The following is an 18,284-nucleotide window of genomic DNA, read 5'->3' on the forward strand; positions in this document are numbered from 1 at the left end:
CGGCTTGGCAGCCGTCAGAGGGGCCCGGTATCACATGAACTTGAGCCTAGACCCGTTTGCCATGGATGCCGAACGGGGAGCTGTTACATTTCTTTGCCAGGGCCGTAATCACGCCTTCAATACACCCACACCTCTACCCGACGGTTACGCAGGCGCCCTTGCTCCAGTTCATTGCCGGCCACTGGCAGTTCATCGCCCATGCCCGTTACCTCAAGCACCTCCACACCACCGCGTGCCAGCTCGCGGCGCACGGCCTGGGCGCGCAGGCGCGAAAGCAGCGCAGCGCGCCCGGGGGTTTCCTTGGGGTCGCCAAACCCTACCAGCACGGCCTTGCTCTGCAACTTGCCGGCCTGTCGCAGGTATTCGACCACCCGCTGCACATCGCGCAGGGCCTTGTTGTCGAGGCTGGCGCTGCCTTCCTGAAAGCGGAAGTTTACGCTCAGCCGCTGCGCTTGCTGGGCCAGGGTGCGATAGCGTGGCGGCATATCGGCCAGGGGCGGAACAGGCTGGGCCTTGATCTGCTGCGACACGAAACCCTGCTGGGCAACGATCGCCTGGCCAGCCGGGCTTTGGGCGAAATCGGCCAAGGCCTTGGCCTGAGGCTTGGGGTTAGCTGGCAGGTAGAAGTACAGGCGCCGTGACAGCGGGTAGTCTTCGCTGGCCACCAGCGCGCGCTCTGGCAACATGGCCGGTGCGTCGCCTTCGGCCACCGCCAGCACCTTGGCACCGTGCACTGCGGCCAGGCTACTGAAGCCGATGGCCTGACGGTCGGTGGCGACTTGAGAAGCCAGCTCGTCGCTGGACTCGAAGCGCCGCGCCTTGGCTGATAGTTCGTCGTGCAGGGGCTCCAGCACAAGCGCCTTGAACGTCTCGTAGGTGCCGGAGCGGTCGTCACGGGCATAGAGGTGGATGGCGCCGCCAGCAATGCCCAACTGTTCCCAGCGCTGGATCTGCCCGGAAAAAACCTGCGCCAGTTGCTGGGTGGTCAGTTGAGGCAGCGGGTTGTCGGGGTGGACGATGACCGCCACGCCGTCCAGGCCGATGACTTGTTCGGCGCTGGCAGCGCGCAGGTCGCCCAGAGCGCGCAATTGATGCACTTCGCTGTCGTTGATCGGCCGCGAGGCGGCCGCCAGGTCGGCATCGCCACGGCCGAGGGCGACAAAGCCGGTGCTGGACCCGTGAGCGGCAACATCGATGCGTACCGGCTGGCCATGATCGTCCTGCGCGGTGATGACGGTCTCGTTGGCGACGTTGCCCGGTTGCTGGTGGATGGCGGTGGCTTGCTGCGCACGCAATTGCCCCTGAACCAGTGCCGGCAGCAAGGCGGCGCCGATGGTGTTGGAGCCTTGGACGCGCAGGTGAGCGGGCTCGGCCAGGGTCGCTAGCGGTAGCAGGGTGAGCAGCAAGACAAGCAGGCGCAGCATGCCGGGTGGCCTATGGCATAGAGTTGGCCCGCAGATTACGACAGTGACGTGATGATTATGTGACAGTGCTTAGGGGTTGAATCTAAGACCTGGTAGACCGCGTTATTGGGGCCGCAAAGCGGCCCCCCGCGATCTCAATGTGCCCCGGCCGACTTGCTCAAATCACTTTCGGCCCACTCGGTATAGATACATGCATCCGCCACCGCCCAGCGCACTTTCACGCTGTCGCCAGGTTGCATAGGCATACCCGCAGCCGACAGCGCTTTCACCGTCAACTCAGTGCCACCCGCCGTTACCACATGGCAGGTCTGGCTCTCACCCAGGAACAGCACTTCGCCAACCTTGGCACTGACTTCGTTCCAGCCCGGCGGCAGCGGCTCGCGTGCAGCCTGTTCGGCTGTGAGGGCCAGGGCTTTTTCCGGGCGTACCATGATCAGGGCATCCTGCGAGGCGGTAAGGCCCGGCGTCAGGCGAATGGCCACCGGCTGGCCCTCGAAACTGCCCGCGCCGTTGCTGCTGGCCTTGATCCGCAGGAAGTTGGAGTTGCCCAGGAACGACGCGACAAAGGCATTCGGCGGGTTCTGGTACAGGTCGTAACCGGTGCCCAGGCCGACGATTTTGCCGTGGCTGAAGATGGCGATGCGCTGGGACAGGCGCATGGCTTCTTCCTGGTCGTGGGTGACGTAGACGATGGTGATGCCCAGCCGGCGGTGCAACTGGCGCAGCTCGTCCTGCAGGTCTTCGCGCAGCTTTTTGTCCAGCGCACCGAGCGGTTCATCCATCAACAGGATGCGTGGCTCGTACACCAGCGCTCGGGCAATGGCCACACGCTGTTGCTGGCCACCGGACATCTGCGAAGGCTTGCGGTGGGCGAACTTCTCCAGCTGCACCAGCTTGAGCATGGCATCGACGCGTTTGGCGGTTTCGGCAGCGTTGAGCTTGCGAATGGCCAGCGGGAAGGCAATGTTGTCGCGCACGTTCAGGTGCGGGAACAGCGAGTAGCGCTGGAACACCATGCCGATATCACGCTTGTGCGGCGGCACGTTCACCAGCGACTGGCCATCGACCAGGATCTCGCCGCTGCTGGGCGTTTCGAAGCCGGCCAGCATCGACAGGGTGGTGGATTTGCCCGAGCCGCTTGAGCCGAGGAAAGTCAGGAATTCGCCGTCCTGGATTTCCAGGTCGAGGTTGTCCACGGCGGTGAAATCGCCGTAGTGCTTGTTCAGGCCGCGCAGGCTGACCAGGGTTTTGCCTGGCGCGTTGTCTTTGATTACTGCACTCATTGTTGTTTTCTCCGCGCGCTCAGGCGTTTGTTTCGGTGCGCCGGCGCAAGGCGGCGGCAATGAACATCACAAGCAGCGACAAGCCGATCAGCAGGGTCGAGGCCACGGCGATGACCGGGCTGAGGTCCTGGCGCAGGGTGGTCCACATCTTCACTGGCAGTGTCTGCAGGTCGGGGCTGGCCATCATCACACTCAGCACCACTTCATCCCACGACACCAGGAAGGCGAACAGGCCGCCGGCGATCATCCCCGGGCGAATGGCCGGGAAGGTGACCTTGAAGATGGCCTGCAGGCGCGAAGCACCGCAGATCACCGCGGCATCCTCGATCGATTGGTCGAACAGTTTCAGCGAGTTGATGATCGAGATGATGGTGAAGGGCAGGGCAACGATCACATGGCTGACCACGAAGGCGAACAGCGTGCCGGTGTAGCCGAGCTTGAGGAACAGGGCGTATACCGCCACGGCGATGATCACCAGTGGCACGATCATCGGCATGGTGAACAGCCCGTACAGCAGCTCGCGGCCCGGGAAGCGGCCACGCACCAGGGCGAATGCGCTGGGCAGGCCCAGCAGCACGGCGGCAATGGTGGTGAGCACGGCCACCTTGAGGCTGGCCAGCGCGGCGTCCATCCACTCCGGGTTGGAGAAGAACTGGCCGTACCACTTGAAGGTCCAGCCCGGTGGCGGGAACACCAGCCACTGGGACGAGCCGAACGACAGCAACACGATGAACACCACCGGCAGCAGCAGGAAGGCCGCAATGACCCCGGTGGTCAGGTACAGGCCCGTGCGCAGCGGGCGGCCCATGGCATTGGGAGACAGGAGCATGGCGGTTTACCTCGCGTTGCCAACCGGGGATTCCGGCTGCAGCTTCAGGTACAGGTAGAAGAGCACCAGGGTGATCACCACCAGCAGTGCGGCGGCGGCGCTGGCCAGGCCCCAGTTGAGGAACGACTGCACCTGCTGGATGATGAATTCGGGCAGCATCATGTTCTGTGCCCCGCCCAGCAGCGCCGGGGTGACGTAGTAACCGAGCGACATCACGAACACCATCAGCGCCCCGGAGAACAACCCCGAGCGGCACAGCGGCAGGAACACCTTCCAGAAGTTGGTCCATGGGCTGGCGCCGCAGATGGAACCGGCCTGCAGCACCATCGGGTCGATGGCGTGCATGGTTGCCTGCAATGGCAGCACGATGAACGGGATCATGATGTAGCTCATGCCGATCACCACGCCGGTGAGGTTGTGCACCATTTCCAGCGGGGCATCGATGATGCCCATGGCCATCAACGCCTTGTTGATCACCCCCGAACTTTGCAGCAGCACCAGCCACGAGTAGGTACGCGCCAGCAGGCTGGTCCACATCGACAGCAGCACGATGTTCAGCAACCAACGGCCCCAGCCCTTGGGCACCAGGGTAATCGCCCAGGCCAGCGGGAAGCCCAGCAGCACGCTGATCAGGGTGACCACGCCGGCCACCGAGAAGGTGTTGAACAGCACCCGTGCGTAGGCCGAGTTGGCGAACAACTGCTCGTAGTTGCCCAGCCCCGGCGTTGGCTCCAGCACCCCGCGCAGCAACAGGCCGACCAGCGGGGCGAAGAAGAACAAGCCAAGGAACAGCAGGGCCGGCAGCAGGTTGCGGCTGCCCTTCCAGCGCTGGCTCAGGCTGGCGCGGCGGGGTGTGCTACCCGAGGCGCCGGTGCCCGTGGGGGCACCTTGCGCGTTATGCAGGGCGTTGATGGCGACTTTCATTTGACCAACCACTCATTCCAGCGGGCCGCGATGGCCTGACCGTTCTGGGCCCAGTAGGCGAAGTCCAGAGTGACCTGGTCCTGAGCGTAGGCAGTGGGCAGGTTCGGTGCCAGGTCTTTGTTCAGCTTGGCCACGCTGTCGACGTTCACTGGCGCGTAAGCGGTCTTGTTGGCGAACTCGGCCTGGCCTTCGGCGCTGCTGGCGTTGGCCAGGAACTTCATGGCCGCGTCCTTGTTTTTGGCGCCTTTGGGGATGACCAGGAAGTCGGCCATGACCAGGTTCTGTTTCCAGCTTACGCCCACTGGTGCGCCATCTTGCTGCAGGGCGTAGACGCGGCCGTTCCAGAACTGGCCGAGCGAAGCCTCACCCGAGGCCAGCAGCTGTTGCGACTGGGCGCCGCCGCCCCACCAGACGATGTCTTTCTTGATCGTGTCGAGTTTCTTGAAGGCGCGGTCCAGGTCCAGTGGGTACAGCTTGTCGGGCGCTATGCCGTCGGCCAGCAGGGCCAGTTCCAGCACGCCAGGGCTCGGCCATTTGTACAGGGCGCGTTTGCCGGGGTAGGTCTTGGTGTCGAACAGCGCGGTCCAGTCCACCGGCTTGTTGGCACCGAGCTTGCCTTCGTTGTAGCCCAGCACGAAGGAGAAGAAGAACGAGCCAACGCCGTGGTCGGAAACGAAACGCGGGTCGATCTTGTCACGTTTGATCTGGTTGAAATCGAGGGGTTCCAGCAGGCCTTCGCTGGCGGCACGCAGGGCAAAGTCGGCTTCGACATCGACCACGTCCCACTGCACGTTGCCGCTTTCGACCATGGCCTTGAGCTTGCCGTAGTCGGTAGGGCCGTCCTGGACGACTTTGATGTCGGTGGCTTTGGTGAAGGGGACGGCCCACGCTTCTTTCTGGGCGTCCTGGGTGGTACCGCCCCAGCTGACGAAATTCAGGCTGTCAGCGGCCACGGCGGCTTGACAGGCCAGGGTCAGCAGGCTGGCGGACAGCACTGCGGTTACACGTTTGCTCAACAGCATGGTTACGCCCTCGTTGCTTTTGTTATTCGAGGCGGGGCTTGTGGTGCGCCCGCCAACAGTGTTCGGGGAGCAGCTAAAACAAAGTGTCTGGTGGCCTTTTGTAATTGTAGGTGCCGGCCTGCAGATTTAAGGTCTACGGGATATCATATTATGGTATTCCAAACTTTTGGCAAGAGGTATGAGGCGACCGGCCATCACTCCGCCGTTCAGAAACGCTGCGGGGCCCCGCAGGGCCCCGCCAAATCAGATGCTTATGTATTTTCAGCCGAGCATCCCGGGCTCGAAGGGAATGCTCTGCACCACCTCCAGTTCATACCCCGCCAGCCCGGCATACTTCAGCGGAGGCCCCAGATGGCGCAGCTTACCCACGCCCAGGTCCTGCAGAATCTGTGCCCCGGTGCCCACTTCGGAGTACACCTTCGATTGCCCGCGCTGATAAGGGCGCACCGGCTGGGTCAGCTGCGGTACGCGCTCCAGCAGGGCTTGGGAGGACTCATGGTTGGCCAGGATCACCACTACACCAGCCCCTTCCTCGGCCACCTTCTGCAAGGCCGCCCATAACGTCCAGTTGGATGGCCCGGCGTATTCGGCACCTACGAGGTCGCGCAGCGGGTCGATCACATGCACTCGCACCAAGGTCGGCTGCTCGCGGCGGATATCACCCATGACCATGGCCATGTGCACGCCGCCTTCGATGCGGTCTTCATAGGTGACCAGGCGGAAGGTGCCATGCACGGTCGGCAGCTCGCGTTCACCGATGCGCTTGATGGTCTGCTCGGTGCTCAGGCGGTAGTGAATCAGGTCGGCGATGGTGCCGATCTTGATGCCATGCTGCGCGGCGAACACTTCAAGGTCCGGGCGGCGGGCCATGGTGCCGTCGTCGTTGAGTACTTCCACAATCACCGAGGCTGGGCTGAAACCGGCCAGGCGGGCCAGGTCGCAGCCGGCTTCGGTGTGACCGGCACGGTTCAGCACGCCGCCTTCGCGGGCGCGCAGCGGGAAAATGTGGCCGGGTTGCACCAGGTCTTCGGGGCGGGCATCACGGGCCATGGCCGCAGCCACGGTGCGTGCCCGGTCGGCGGCGGAAATGCCGGTAGTGACGCCAGTGGCCGCTTCGATGGACACGGTAAACGCCGTGCTGAACACGCTGCCATTTGCCGGCACCATCTGCTCCAGGCCCAAGCGCTGGCAGTGTTCGTCGGTCAGGGTGAGGCAGATCAGGCCGCGCGCTTCGCGGGCCATGAAATTGATGGCTTGGGCGTCACAACGCTCGGCAGCGATCAGCAGGTCGCCTTCGTTTTCCCGGTCCTCGTCATCCACCAGCAGGACCATCTTGCCTTGCCGGTAGTCCTCGAGAAGTTCCTCGATGGTGTTGAAAGCCATGTTGCACGCTCACTGTGGTGGGGTAATTTTTATGGTATACCATCATACACAAATATCGCCGTTACAGGAGAGCAGCGCATGAAGGCCTATTGGATCGCCCATGTGGACGTGACCGACCCCGAGCAATACCAGCAGTACACCCAGCGCGCTCCGGCTGCCTTCAAGGCGTTCGGCGGCCGCTTCCTGGCCCGTGGCGGGCGCAGCGAGGCGATGGAAGGGCGGCCTACCCCTCAGCGTAGCGTGGTGATCGAGTTCGATTCGTACGAGCAGGCAGTGGCGTGCTACCGGTCGGCGCTGTACCAGGAGGCCTGCAGCCGTCGCCAGGGCGTGGCCAAGGCTGAGGTGATCATTGTGGAAGGGTTTGAACCCTGATGTAGGTGCTTATGGCCCTATCGCCGCCGTACCAGACGCCTGTTTGTTCCGCAGGAAACAAAAATACCCGCTTGGGCGGGTACTTTTGTATTTCTCAAGCTACTGCAAATGTACTTTCAATTCCCCGGCCGCCTGGCGCATCGCTGCTTTCACCGCTGGCACCTGGCTCAACGGGTTCAACAGCCCATAGTCATGAATCATCCCGTTGTAGCGCACCGAAGTCACGGTCACGCCGGCCGCATTCAGCTTGCGGGCATACGCCTCACCCTCATCGCGCAGCACATCGAATTCGGCAGTCTGCACCAGCGCTGGCGGCAACCCCTTCAGCTGTTCACTGCTGGCCCGCAGCGGCGAAGCGTAGATCTGTGCCCGGGCGTTGGCATCGGTGGTGTAGTTGTCCCAGAACCATTTCATCATCCCGGTGGTCAGGAAGTGCCCTTCGGCAAACTGTTTGTACGATGCCGTCTCGAAGCTGGCATCGGTCACCGGCCACAGCAGCAACTGGAAGCGCAGGGCAGGGGTGCCGGCCTCTTTGGCCTTGAGTGCCACCACCGCAGCCATGTTGCCGCCCACGCTGTTGCCGGCCACGGCCAGGCGCTTGCCGTCAACGCCGATTTCCTTGCCATGCTCGGCCACCCAGCGGGTAGCGGCATAGGCCTGGTTGATCGCCGTCGGGTAGTGCGCTTCTGGCGAGGGGGTGTAGTCCACGTAGACCGCCACCGCACCTGAGCCGACCACCAGGTCGCGGATCAGTCGCTGGTGGGTCGGGAAGTCACCGAGTACCCAGCCGCCACCGTGGAAGAACATGAACACCGGCAGGTCGCCCTTGACGTTGGCCGGGCGTACCACTTGCAGCCTGATCGACTCGCCGTTGGCCTGGATGGTGCGCTCCTTTACCTCGATACCGGAGAGGTCGACTTTGACCGAAGCCTGGGCGCCGGTGAGCACTGCGCGGGCGTCTTTCGGGCTGAGTTGCTCCAGTGGCTTGCCGCCGCCTTGTTCCAGGGCCTGGAGGAAGGACTGGGTGTGTTGCTCGACACCTGGGCTGCCAGCGGCGAAGGCGCTGGAGACGGACAGGGCCAGAAGGGAAGCGGTGAGGGCTTTGTGGACAATGTTCATGAGCGAATCCTTCTCTATGCAAGTGTTGGTAATGGGCGTCTTTCCTGGCCTGCTGGGCCATCGCTGCGACCTGTGCGTAGATTAGGGAGATGCAATGATGGGAAAAAGCCGCTATAAAGCGTTTGACTGTCACCAAGAGCAAGACAATGAACCCTTACGAAGACATGCGGATCTTCGCCCAGGTCATGGAAGCCGGCAGTTTCACCGCCGCTGCCGACCGCCTGGGGATGTCCAAGCAATCGGTCAGCCGGCGCCTGATGCAGCTTGAAGAGCGCCTTGGCGTGCGCCTGCTGAACCGCTCTACCCGGCGGCTGGACGCCACGCCGCTGGGCCAGCACTACTACCAGTCGGCCCTGCGCCTGCTGGGTGAAGTGCAACAGGTGGAGCACGACATCAGCGGCCAGGCCCAGGCGTTGCGTGGCACCTTGCGCCTGAGCGCGCCGCTGTCGTTTGCCATGGCGCACCTGGGCTGCTTGCTGACCGAGTTCCTGCAATTGCACCCTCAGGTGGATGTGGAGGTAGACCTGAGTGACCGGGCCGTCGACCTGATCGGCGAGGGTTACGACCTGGCTCTGCGCATTGGCGCGCTGGAGGATTCCAGCCTGATTGCGCGGCGCATTGCCAGTGTCGAGCGGGTGTACTGTGCGAGCCCGGATTACCTGCAAGCGCGGGGCATGCCGACAGCACCGGATGAACTGGTAGGGCACGACTGCCTGCCTTATGGGCATTCGCGTCAGGTGCAGTGGCAGTTTCGTCAGGGCGGCAAGGCGCAGGCGATTCAGGTGGCCGGGCGGATGCGTGCGAACAACGGTGAGTTGCTAAGGGATGCAGCCATTGCCGGGATGGGGGTGACGTATCTGCCGACCTTCATCGTGGGGCAGGCGTTGGCGGCCGGGCGGTTGGTGAGTGTGCTGGAAGACTGGACGCCACCGGCATTGCAGCTTTCGGCGGTGTATCCGCAACACCGCCAGGTGGCGCGGCCGGTACAGGGGTTTGTCGATTTTCTGCGTGAGCGGCTGGTGCAGTTGTAGCCTGGCCTCAGCCCCGTGCCGCGAAGCGCAAGGCCAGCGGCAGGGCTAGCGCCCAGATCGGGGCTAGAACAAGTGCGGTTCGCAACTGCCCCATGGGCAACTCTATGCCCGCCACGCGAGCCCCGGCCAGGTAAGCCAAGGGGCCGCCCAACATGCCCAGCAGCGCGGCGCGCCAGAGCGGTCGCCCGGCCCATGCCAGGCTGTGGCGCAGCCCGCTGGCCAGTACTAGCCACAGCAATGCCAGCCAAAGCGGCAAGGGCCAGGTTTCGAAGCGCAATACACCCAGCATGCCCAACAGGCTGTCGAGTAAACATCCGGCAATCGCCACGCCCAGCAGGACGCGCCGTTCACTTCCGGGGTGCGGACATAAGCGCAGGTGCACCAGCAGGCCGGCCATCGCGGCCAGCAGCAGCCAGGGTTGGCGTGCTCCCAGCACGCAGGCCCACCAACCCGCTTGCAACCACAGTGCGTTGCCAATCAACCACCCGCGGGCCATGTTCAACGGTCCAGCAGCGGTGCCCGACGCGCCTGTGGTGCGGCCCAGAGCAATTGGGCCACGCCGATGGTCCGCTCCTCGAAACCGCCCTGGCAATAGCACAGATAGAACTCCCACAAGCGCTGGAAGGTCTCGTCATACCCCAGCGCCATCAGCTCTGCACGCGCCGCCCGCAGGTTGTCGCGCCAGTGGCGCAGGGTGCGCGCATAGTCCTGGCCAAAGTCTTCCAGGTGCACCAGGTTCAGGGCGGTCTGGCGGCTGGCGGTATCCAGCAGCACGCTCAGCGAGGGCAAGGCGCCGCCGGGGAAAATGTAGCGCTGGATGAAATCCACTGAACGCCTGGCCTGGGCGTAGCGCTGGTCGCGGATGGTAATGGCCTGCAACAGCATCAGCCCGTCGTCCTTGAGCAGCGAAGCGCATTGGCGAAAGTACGTGGGCAAGTAGCGGTGGCCGACGGCTTCGATCATCTCGATCGACACCAGCTTGTCGAAACGCCCGCGCAGGTCGCGGTAGTCTTCGTGCAGCACGGTGATGCGCTGCTCCAGGCCCAGGGCCTTTACCCGCTGCAGGGTGTGGGCGTGCTGCGCCGCCGAGAGGGTGGTGGTGGTGACCCGGCAGCCATGCTGCTGGGCGGCGTGGATGGCCAGGCTGCCCCAACCGCTGCCGATCTCAAGCAAGTGGTCCTCGGGCTTGAGTTCAAGCTTTTGGCAAATGCGCTGCAGCTTGTTGGTCTGGGCTTGTTCCAGCGTTTGCGCCGGGCTGTCGAACTGCGCGGCGGAGTACATCATGGTGGGGTCGAGCAGGCGCTCGAACAGGTCGTTGCCCAGGTCGTAGTGCGCCAGGATATTGCGCCGCGCGCCGCGCCGGCTGTTGCGGTTCAGGTGGTGCAGCAGGTGCAGAGCCGGACGCGCCAGGCGTGCCAGGCCGCCCTCCATGGCATCCAGCACATCCAGATTGGCCACGAACAACCGGGTGACTGCGGCAAGGTCCGGGCTGCGCCAGTAACCGTGGATATAGCCTTCCCCGGCACCAATCGAGCCATTGCAGGCGACCAGGCCCCAAGCTGCCTCGTCTACGACCTCGACTTCTGCATGCAGCCGGCTGGCGACGTCGCCGAATGTCCATTGCTGGCCTTGGCTGATCAGGCGCAAATTGCCATGGCGCAACTGGCGCAATTGTGCGAGCACTGCATGCTTGGCCAGGCTGCCGAGCAGTGGGGCAATGCTGGTCGATTTGCTAACGCTCATGGTCGGTTCGGGCATGTTCGGGCTCCTCGCATGTGGGTTGGCCGAGTACCAGATCGTGCTGGCTGGCAACGTGGTCGTGCACGGGCGTGCGCTTGAGCAGCAGGCGCAGGGCCTGCCAGTAAATGCCGGTGAGGGTGCGCAGGCTCATCCAGGGGAAGTTGAGGATGTGCCGCTGCAAGCCGGCGCGGTCCAGCGGCTGGCGTAGCAGCGCCAGGTCTGCTTCGAACACCTTGTACCCGGCGCGCCAGTTTTCCATGTGGATGCGCACCCGCTGTCCATCGAGGGCGAAGCGCAGGCGGTACTCCATGTCCAGCGGCATGAACGGTGAAACATGAAAGGCCTTGGCCATGGAAAAGGGTTGCGCCAGGTCACCCTCAACCGGCAGCACATAGTGGAAGCGTTCACGCCATGGGGTGTTGCGTACCTCCAGCAGCACGGCTACCAGCTGGCCCTGTTGGTCATGGCAGAAGTAGGTGCTCACCGGGTTGAAGGACAACCCCCAGCAGCGCGGTTGGGTAAGCAGGTGCACGGCGCCTTCGGGCACCTGGCCAATGGCTTGGCCGACCAGTTGCCGGGCGGCTTCGGCCAAGGGCTTGCCTTGGCGGGTCAGCGCTGGCAGGTAGTCGGTTTCGCGCCAGCACAGGGGCGCCAGCCGTGAGGGCCCAAGCCAGTGACACAGGTTCAGCAGCTGCTGTTGTTCGTTCAGGTCCAGGTAGAACATGCCAACCCGATAGCGAAACGCATGCGGCCTCGGGCTCAGGCGCTTGTGACTGACCCACCCTTGGCACAGGCTGCTGTTCACAGCTGCTCTCCAAAATGCCGGGCCACGTTCAGCGCGCTCAGCACACCGTCTTCGTGAAAGCCGTTGGCCCAGTAAGCGCCGCAGTAATAGCTGTGCAACGGCCCTTGCAGTTCGTGCTGGCGGGCCTGTGCCGCCAACGCGGCCAGGCTGTATTGCGGGTGCGCGTAGTCGAAGCGGGCGAGTATCTGTGTCGGGTCCACCTGTGCCGTCTGGTTGAGGCTGACGCAAAACGTGGTCGGTGCCTGGATGCCCTGGAGGATGTTCATGTTGTAGGTCAGTGCGGCGGGCGCCTGCGCGTTGTCGCCCAGGCGGTAGTTCCAGCTGGCCCATGCTTTACGCCGTTGGGGCAGCAGGCGCGAGTCGGTGTGCAGCACCACATCGTTGCTGGCGTAGCGGATGGCACCCAGGATGGCGCGCTCTGCTTCGCTGGGCGGTGCCAGCAGGGCCAGGGCCTGGTCGCTGTGGCAGGCGAACACGACTTTGTCGAAGCGTTCGCTGCTGCCTGGCCAGGTAACCGTGACGCCGCTTACGTCACGTTTTACCTGTTGTACCGGGCAGCCCAGGCGAATCCGCTCGGCAAACGGTTTGCACAAGGGCGTGAGGTAGGCGCGCGAGCCACCTTCGATCACCTGCCATTGCGGGCGATGGTTGACCGACAGCAAACCGTGGTTTTGACAGAAGCGCACGAAGAACTGCAAGGGGAAGTCCAGCATGCCGGTGGGTGACATCGACCAGATAGCCGCCCCCATCGGCACGATGTAATGGTCGATGAAGCGCCGGCCATAGCCTTGGGCTTGCAGGTAGTCACCAAGGGTGGTGTTGCCATCGATGCGCTGCTGAGCCAGGTCGGCTGGCGCCTGCCGGTTGAAGCGCAGCACATCGCGCAGCATGCCCCAGAACCCCGCAGACAACAGGTTGCGCCGTTGGGCGAACAGGGTGTCCAGATCGTGGCCGTTGTACTCGAACCCCGTGCGCGGGTCATGCACCGAAAAACTCATTTCCGTCGGCCGCCAGGTGACGCCCAACTGCGTGAGCAGGCGGATGAAGTGCGGGTAGGTCCAGTCGTTGAACACGATGAAGCCGGTATCGACGGCATAGTGTTGGCCCTCCCATTGCACATCCACGGTATGGGTATGCCCGCCAACCCGCTGCGCTGCCTCGAACACCGTGACCTCGTTCCGGCGTGACAGCAGGTGGGCGCAGGTGAGGCCGGCAATGCCGGTGCCGATGATCGCGATGCGCATGGGTCAGTCCTGTGAGGGGCGCGCCAGATGGCGGCCCAGCCTGAGGCGCAGGCGTGCCGGCAATGCGCCAAGCAACCGCAGCACCAGGGTGAAGGTGGCAGGGAAGGCAATCTCCAGTGGGCGACGCGGCAGGCGCGCGATGATGTGGCCCGCGGCGCGTTCGACGCTCCACAGTTGGGGCATGGGGAAATCATTGCGGCGTGTCAGGGGCGTGTCGACGAAACCGGGGCTGACCAGGGTGACGTCGATGCCTTCGGCAGCCAGGTCGATGCGCAGGGATTCGACCAGGTAGCGCAAGGCTGCCTTGGACGCGCCATAGGCCCCTGCGCGTGGCAAGGCCAGCCAGCTGACCGAGCTGCCCATGACCACCAGGTGCGGCTGCCGGCCACGGCGCAACAAGGGCAGGGCGGCGGCCAGGCAAAGGCTGGTACCGGTCAGGTTGGTGCGCATTACCCGCTCGACCAGCGCCGGGTCGAAGTGCCCCGGCTCCAGGTACTCGCAGGTGCCGGCATTGAGAATCACCTGATCCAGTGCACCCCAGGCCTGCTCGATCTGCCCGGCCATCTGTGCCACATCCCCTGGCTGGTCGACATCGCCCACCGTCAGCAATACCTGGCCCGGAAACTGTGCGGCCAGTGCGGCCAGCTTGTCCGCCCGGCGTGCCCCCAACGCCACCTGGTGGCCTTGCTCCAGCAATTGCAACGCCATGGCTGCGCCGATGCCGCTGCTGGCGCCGGTTAGCCAGCAACGCCTCATGCCAGCCTGCCTTTGAGCCAGCGAATCGCGCTGCCCATGACGGGCACATGCTCGTAAAGCAGGGCGCCGGCATCGAAGTAATCTTGATGAAAATGCACCCGCTCCTGCCAGCGCAGGTGGCTGCAACCCTGCAGGCTGATCAGTTGCCCACGGGCGAGTTGCGGGTGGCGGTAGTGCAACGTCCAGCGGATGTAGCCATGTCCCGGTTCCAGTTCGTCGGTGCCTTCGAACCGGTAATGCACGTCAGGCACCTTCGCGTACAACTGGGCGAAATAGGCCCGCAGTGCGCGAAGACCCGTGAGCTGGTGCAGTGGGTCGCGGAACGCGACGTCCTCGCTGTACAGGTCGTTCAGCAGGTCGAGGTTGTGCGAATCGAGCGTGGCAAAGCGTTCGGCGAAGTACTGGAGGTAGGTGGACATGCACAATACCTGTACAAAACTAAACTGTTGTACAAGGTATAGTGCAGGTCACTGTATAAAGCTATACAAAAGAAATATTTTGTACAGTTTTGCAGGGGCTACAGGTTCAGACTGCTATCAACCCGATAATGCGCCTAACTCGATCAGCCCGCCATCGAACTCATCCATCGCATCCAGCACCGCCTCACGGAAATACGCCAACGACGCCCGATCGAACAGCAACTGCAAGGCCGGCTGCTCATCACTCCCCACGTTCACCACGATCACATTGATCCGCGCCGCAGAGGTTTGCGCCACGGCACCGATGGGAAATGCCTGTAAACGCAGGTCGACTCCGCACAACTTGGCCATTACCGCACTGCCATCCGCCCCCGACAGCTGCAACCAGGCATGGCTGTCCTGGCGCGGCAGCAGGTAGTTACGCTGGGCATCCTGCACCCACTCGGCCTCTGTGGCGGCCACCCGCGTGCCTTCGTCAGCCAGGCTGCCCAGCAGCAGGTATTCGGTCTGTGACAACCGCGCTACCCAGCCGCCATCGTCCTGGCGCACGGCCTGGTTCGGCTGCTGCGGCAATCGGTAGCCACGTTGCTGCAGGTAGGCGGCGCTGTCGACGCCGCGAAAGCCGGCCCGCGCTACCTCGGTCAGGTCGGTCAACGCGCAGGCGTGCAACAGCTCGGCCCGCGGGCTGCGAGGGATAAACGCTTTGGCTTGCAGACTGGTCATGGTTCAGAGCTCCTGGCGCAGGTTGTCGGGGTCGTGGAACGGCAGTTGCACCACCTTGGCATGCACCATCGCGCCGCCCTCCACGCGGATCGGGATGTGCATGCCGGGGGTGGCCTGGTGGGCGCCGGCATAGGCCAGGCCGATGATCTGCCCCAGGGTTTGCGAGTACTCGCAGGAGGTGACGTTGCCGCTGATGTCTGACCCGTCCAGCACCAGGTGCCCCTCCAGCGGCTGTGGGCTGCCTTTGGGCAGGGTGAAGCCGACCAGCTTGCGCTTGAGCGGCTGTGCTTCGAGGATTTCGATGGAGCGCTTGCCGACGAAGAACGGCTTCTTGCGGCCAATGGCCCACTGCATGTCGATCTCGGCAGGGTGGGTCATGCCGTCGGTGTCCTGGCTGATGATCACATGGCCTTTTTCCAGGCGCAGCAGGCGTTGGGTCTCAACGCCGAACGGGCGAATGCCCAGGCCCGCGCCGGCCTGCATCAGGGCGTCCCACAGGCGCTCGGCATGGCGCGCCGGCACATGCACTTCATAACCCAGCTCACCGACGAAACCGACCCGCAGGATGCGCGCCGGTATGCCGGCCACCTCGCCCTGCCGTACGCCCAGGTACGGGAAGGCCTCGGCCGACAGCGCGACATCGTCACACACCTTGGCCAGCACCTGACGCGACAGCGGCCCGGCCAGGTTGACGGCAGCCAGGGCGGCGGTGACGTTGGTGATGTCCACGTCCAGGCGCCACTGTGCATTCCACTTCAGCATCTGCTGGTAGATGCGGTCGACGCCGCTGGTGGTGGCGGTGACATAGAAGTGCTGCTCGCCCAGGCGCGCACAAACGCCATCGTCGATCACCACACCGTGTTCGTTGGTCATCAGCGCATAGCGGGTGCGGCCGATGGCCAGTTTGGCAAAGCCGAAGGTGTACAGGCGCTCCAGCAGTTCGGCGGCGTCCGGGCCGCGTACGTCCAGGCCACCCAGGGTAGACACGTCGATCAGGCCAACCTTCTCGCGCACATGGCGGGCTTCTTCCTGCATGCAGCGCTCGCGATCTTCGGGTTTGCCGTAATAAGCCGGGCGCTGCCAGATACCGGCCTGCATCATCTTCGCCCCGGCTTGCAGGTGACGGCGGTGCATGGGCGTTTGCCGATAGGGGTCGAAGGCGCGGCCGGCGACATGTGCCAGCTTTTCTGCCTGAAACGGTGGGCGGGCGGTAGTCACTCCGGTTTCGCTGATGCTGCGGCCGGTGGCCTGGGCCACTAGGCGCGCCGTGGGCAGCGCCGAGTGGCGGCCTTGGGAAGGGCCCATGCCGACCGTGGAGAAACGTTTGACCAGTTGCACGTCACGGTAGCCGCTGCGGGTAGCGTTGACGATGTCGCGCACTTGCAGGTCTTCGTCGAAGTCGACGAAATCCTTGCCTTTGGGGTGGGGGAAAATCGGCCAAGGGAAATTGACCTTGGCTTCGGCGCTGAACACCGACTGCGCTGGCGCTTGCAGATCTAGGGCGGCTACCGCTTCAGCGGCCCCGCGTGTGGCATCGGCCAGCACGTTGCCCAGTGCGTGACGGCCGTTCACGGAGCCTGCGACATCCAGCCCGGCCGGCAAGTTGCTGATGGCGAACTCGTCGCGGTTGACGTCATAGGCCAGTTTGCCGCCGGCCTGGCACAGCAACTGGTACACCGGCATGTAGCCCGCCGACATGCACAGCAGGTCGCACGCCAGGCGCAGCCCGTGCGGGCCGACCTTGCCCTGGCCGGTGATCGGGCGAATGTCCACGCCACTGACATGGCGCATGCCCGCTTCATGCAGGGCTTCATACACGGTGCTGCCCAGGTGCACGGGGATATCGCGGCGCTTCAGCTCGGCAGCCAGTGCGGCATCGGCCGGCGCGGCGCGCATGTCGACCACGGTGGCTACGACCACGCCTTGCTCCTGCAGGTCGAGGGCGGCCAGGTAGCCGTCATCGTGGCCGGTGAGGATGACCGCGCGCTGGCCCGGTTTGACCGCGTACAGCTTCATCAGCCGCTGGGCAGCGCTGGTCAGCATCACGCCCGGCAGGTCGTTGTTGCGAAACACCACCGGCTGGTCGAACGAGCCGGCTGCCACCAGGCAACGGGTGGCGCGCACCTTGTACAGCCGCTTGTGCTGAATTACCGGCAGGTAGTTGTCGGTGAACCAGCCGTTGCAGGTGGCCTCCAGCAGCACCTGGATGTTCGGGTGGCCCTCGACGGCGGTCAGCAGTTCCTGGCGCAGGCTGGCGGCGCGGGTGCCGGCGATGTCGAAGCGGGCATAGGTGAGCGAGCCGCCGAGCACCGGCTGTTGCTCGATCAGCAGCACCTTGGCCCCGGCATTGGCCGCATCCAGCGCGGCGCGCAGGCCGGCGGGGCCGGCACCGATCACGGCCACATCTACAAACAGGTAGGCCTTGTCGTAGTACTGCGGTTTGAAACCCAGGTCGAGCACGCCCAGGCCGGCTTTCTTGCGGATCAGCGGCTCCCACACTTTCCACATGCCCTTGGGCTTGTAGAACGAGCGGTAGTAGAAGCCCACTGGCATGAAGCGTGAGAACTTGCCCAGGTAGGCGTCGCGGTCATGCGCCAGGCTGCCGTTGAAGTTCTGCCCTTCGACCACCTGGCCGTCGCGGGCAGCCTCCAGGTCGGCCAGCACGTTGGGTTCGTCGGGCAACTGCACCAGGGTGTTGGCGTCTTGCCCGGCCATGCTCAGCGGGCCGCGTGGACGATGGTATTTGAACGAGCGCGACAGCAGCCAGCGGCCATTGCCAAGCAGGGCGCTGGCAATGGTGTCACCGGCAAAGCCCTCGCAGGCCTGGCCGTCGAACTGGAAGCGCACGCGCCGCTCGCGGTCGATCAGCAGGCCCATGGGTGCGGGTAGGCGGGTGTGGCTGTTCATCCGGCAATCTCCGGGGTGGCGGCGGGGGTGAAGTCGACGCGGCGGTCGAACAGTGCTTTCGGGTCGAAGGTGCGCAGCACCTGGTCGCTAACTGTGTGACGCTCGGCCAGGAACCAGTAGCTGGAGGCGTTGTGCAGCCACCATTCGGTCACCACCCCGGCCAGGTTGTCGCTGTTGAACACATAGTCGGCCCACTCGGCATCGCTGCAACTGGCCGGGTCGGGCATGTGCTTGAACTCGCCGCCGTAGGTGAACTCGCTGATATTGCGCGGGCCGTTCAAGGGGCAGGTCAGGATCTTCATC

The 18,284-nt window shown here is 64.2% G+C and carries 18 protein-coding genes; 2 read left to right on the forward strand and 16 right to left on the reverse strand.

Translation table 11 applies throughout. From position 1 onward, the window contains the following. Positions 1 to 116: 116 nt before the first annotated feature. From ACF8R4_RS08780 to ribBA, 6 genes are all read right to left on the reverse strand, one after another. On the reverse strand, positions 117 to 1,424 hold the full coding sequence (locus tag ACF8R4_RS08780; RefSeq protein WP_060497218.1) for a substrate-binding domain-containing protein: 1,308 nt from the start codon (positions 1,422 to 1,424) through the stop codon (positions 117 to 119). A gap of 134 nt (positions 1,425 to 1,558) precedes the next feature. After that, positions 1,559 to 2,707 carry an ABC transporter ATP-binding protein gene (locus tag ACF8R4_RS08785; protein ID WP_060497217.1) on the reverse strand — a complete coding sequence of 383 codons (1,149 nt, stop codon included), beginning with the start codon at positions 2,705 to 2,707 and terminating at the stop codon, positions 1,559 to 1,561. 19 nt (positions 2,708 to 2,726) lie between these two features. Continuing rightward, positions 2,727 to 3,536, reverse strand: coding sequence for an ABC transporter permease (locus tag ACF8R4_RS08790; protein ID WP_010954645.1), 810 nt, complete (start codon positions 3,534 to 3,536; stop codon positions 2,727 to 2,729). Between the two features lie 6 nt (positions 3,537 to 3,542). Beyond that, a complete protein-coding gene (locus ACF8R4_RS08795; RefSeq protein ID WP_060497216.1) occupies positions 3,543 to 4,460 on the reverse strand; it encodes an ABC transporter permease in 918 nt (305 codons plus the stop codon). Continuing rightward, complete coding sequence (locus tag ACF8R4_RS08800; protein WP_392492225.1) at positions 4,457 to 5,482, reverse strand: ABC transporter substrate-binding protein; 1,026 nt, start codon at positions 5,480 to 5,482, stop codon at positions 4,457 to 4,459. Before ACF8R4_RS08800 ends, ACF8R4_RS08795 begins: the two co-directional genes overlap by 4 nt. 261 nt (positions 5,483 to 5,743) lie before the next feature. Then, positions 5,744 to 6,865: a bifunctional 3,4-dihydroxy-2-butanone-4-phosphate synthase/GTP cyclohydrolase II gene (gene ribBA, locus ACF8R4_RS08805; RefSeq protein WP_392492227.1), complete on the reverse strand. Its 1,122-nt coding sequence runs from the start codon at positions 6,863 to 6,865 to the stop codon at positions 5,744 to 5,746. A gap of 78 nt (positions 6,866 to 6,943) precedes the next feature. On the opposite strand from ribBA, the gene ACF8R4_RS08810 reads away from it, so the two are divergent. Then, positions 6,944 to 7,237: a DUF1330 domain-containing protein gene (locus ACF8R4_RS08810; RefSeq protein WP_060497213.1), complete on the forward strand. Its 294-nt coding sequence runs from the start codon at positions 6,944 to 6,946 to the stop codon at positions 7,235 to 7,237. 99 nt (positions 7,238 to 7,336) lie between these two features. Here ACF8R4_RS08810 and ACF8R4_RS08815 read toward each other — a convergent pair whose 3' ends face one another. After that, positions 7,337 to 8,356 carry an alpha/beta hydrolase gene (locus ACF8R4_RS08815; RefSeq protein ID WP_392492229.1) on the reverse strand — a complete coding sequence of 340 codons (1,020 nt, stop codon included), beginning with the start codon at positions 8,354 to 8,356 and terminating at the stop codon, positions 7,337 to 7,339. A 146-nt stretch (positions 8,357 to 8,502) separates the two neighbouring features. On the opposite strand from ACF8R4_RS08815, the gene ACF8R4_RS08820 reads away from it, so the two are divergent. After that, positions 8,503 to 9,387, forward strand: coding sequence for a LysR family transcriptional regulator (locus tag ACF8R4_RS08820; protein ID WP_060497211.1), 885 nt, complete (start codon positions 8,503 to 8,505; stop codon positions 9,385 to 9,387). 7 nt (positions 9,388 to 9,394) lie between these two features. Here ACF8R4_RS08820 and ACF8R4_RS08825 read toward each other — a convergent pair whose 3' ends face one another. From ACF8R4_RS08825 to ACF8R4_RS08865, 9 genes are all read right to left on the reverse strand, one after another. Next, positions 9,395 to 9,883, reverse strand: a complete 489-nt coding sequence (locus ACF8R4_RS08825; protein WP_156867397.1) for a DUF2878 domain-containing protein — start codon at positions 9,881 to 9,883, stop codon at positions 9,395 to 9,397. A gap of 2 nt (positions 9,884 to 9,885) precedes the next feature. Beyond that, complete coding sequence (locus tag ACF8R4_RS08830; protein ID WP_104834527.1) at positions 9,886 to 11,145, reverse strand: cyclopropane-fatty-acyl-phospholipid synthase family protein; 1,260 nt, start codon at positions 11,143 to 11,145, stop codon at positions 9,886 to 9,888. Beyond that, complete coding sequence (locus tag ACF8R4_RS08835; protein ID WP_060497208.1) at positions 11,120 to 11,932, reverse strand: DUF1365 domain-containing protein; 813 nt, start codon at positions 11,930 to 11,932, stop codon at positions 11,120 to 11,122. The genes ACF8R4_RS08830 and ACF8R4_RS08835 overlap by 26 nt, the downstream gene beginning before the upstream one ends. After that, positions 11,929 to 13,176 carry an NAD(P)/FAD-dependent oxidoreductase gene (locus ACF8R4_RS08840; RefSeq protein ID WP_060497207.1) on the reverse strand — a complete coding sequence of 416 codons (1,248 nt, stop codon included), beginning with the start codon at positions 13,174 to 13,176 and terminating at the stop codon, positions 11,929 to 11,931. Before ACF8R4_RS08840 ends, ACF8R4_RS08835 begins: the two co-directional genes overlap by 4 nt. Positions 13,177 to 13,179: 3 nt before the next feature. After that, entirely contained in the window at positions 13,180 to 13,932 is a 753-nt protein-coding gene (locus ACF8R4_RS08845) for an SDR family oxidoreductase (protein ID WP_060497206.1), read from the reverse strand. Next, positions 13,929 to 14,351, reverse strand: coding sequence for a nuclear transport factor 2 family protein (locus ACF8R4_RS08850; RefSeq protein ID WP_060497205.1), 423 nt, complete (start codon positions 14,349 to 14,351; stop codon positions 13,929 to 13,931). Before ACF8R4_RS08850 ends, ACF8R4_RS08845 begins: the two co-directional genes overlap by 4 nt. Before the next feature lie 117 nt (positions 14,352 to 14,468). Further along, positions 14,469 to 15,074 carry a sarcosine oxidase gene (locus tag ACF8R4_RS08855; protein ID WP_060497204.1) on the reverse strand — a complete coding sequence of 202 codons (606 nt, stop codon included), beginning with the start codon at positions 15,072 to 15,074 and terminating at the stop codon, positions 14,469 to 14,471. Between the two features lie 3 nt (positions 15,075 to 15,077). Next, positions 15,078 to 17,981, reverse strand: coding sequence for a 2Fe-2S iron-sulfur cluster-binding protein (locus ACF8R4_RS08860; protein WP_060497203.1), 2,904 nt, complete (start codon positions 17,979 to 17,981; stop codon positions 15,078 to 15,080). Further along, the gene (locus tag ACF8R4_RS08865; protein ID WP_028613225.1) at positions 17,978 to 18,283 is read right to left on the reverse strand and encodes a sarcosine oxidase subunit delta; all 306 of its coding nucleotides are present in this window, start codon (positions 18,281 to 18,283) and stop codon (positions 17,978 to 17,980) included. Before ACF8R4_RS08865 ends, ACF8R4_RS08860 begins: the two co-directional genes overlap by 4 nt. Between the last annotated feature and the right edge of the window lies 1 nt (position 18,284).

Origin of the sequence: Pseudomonas sp. FYR_2, assembly GCF_043106425.1 — a bacterium.
Taxonomy (GTDB): Bacteria; Pseudomonadota; Gammaproteobacteria; order Pseudomonadales; family Pseudomonadaceae; genus Aquipseudomonas; species Aquipseudomonas monteilii.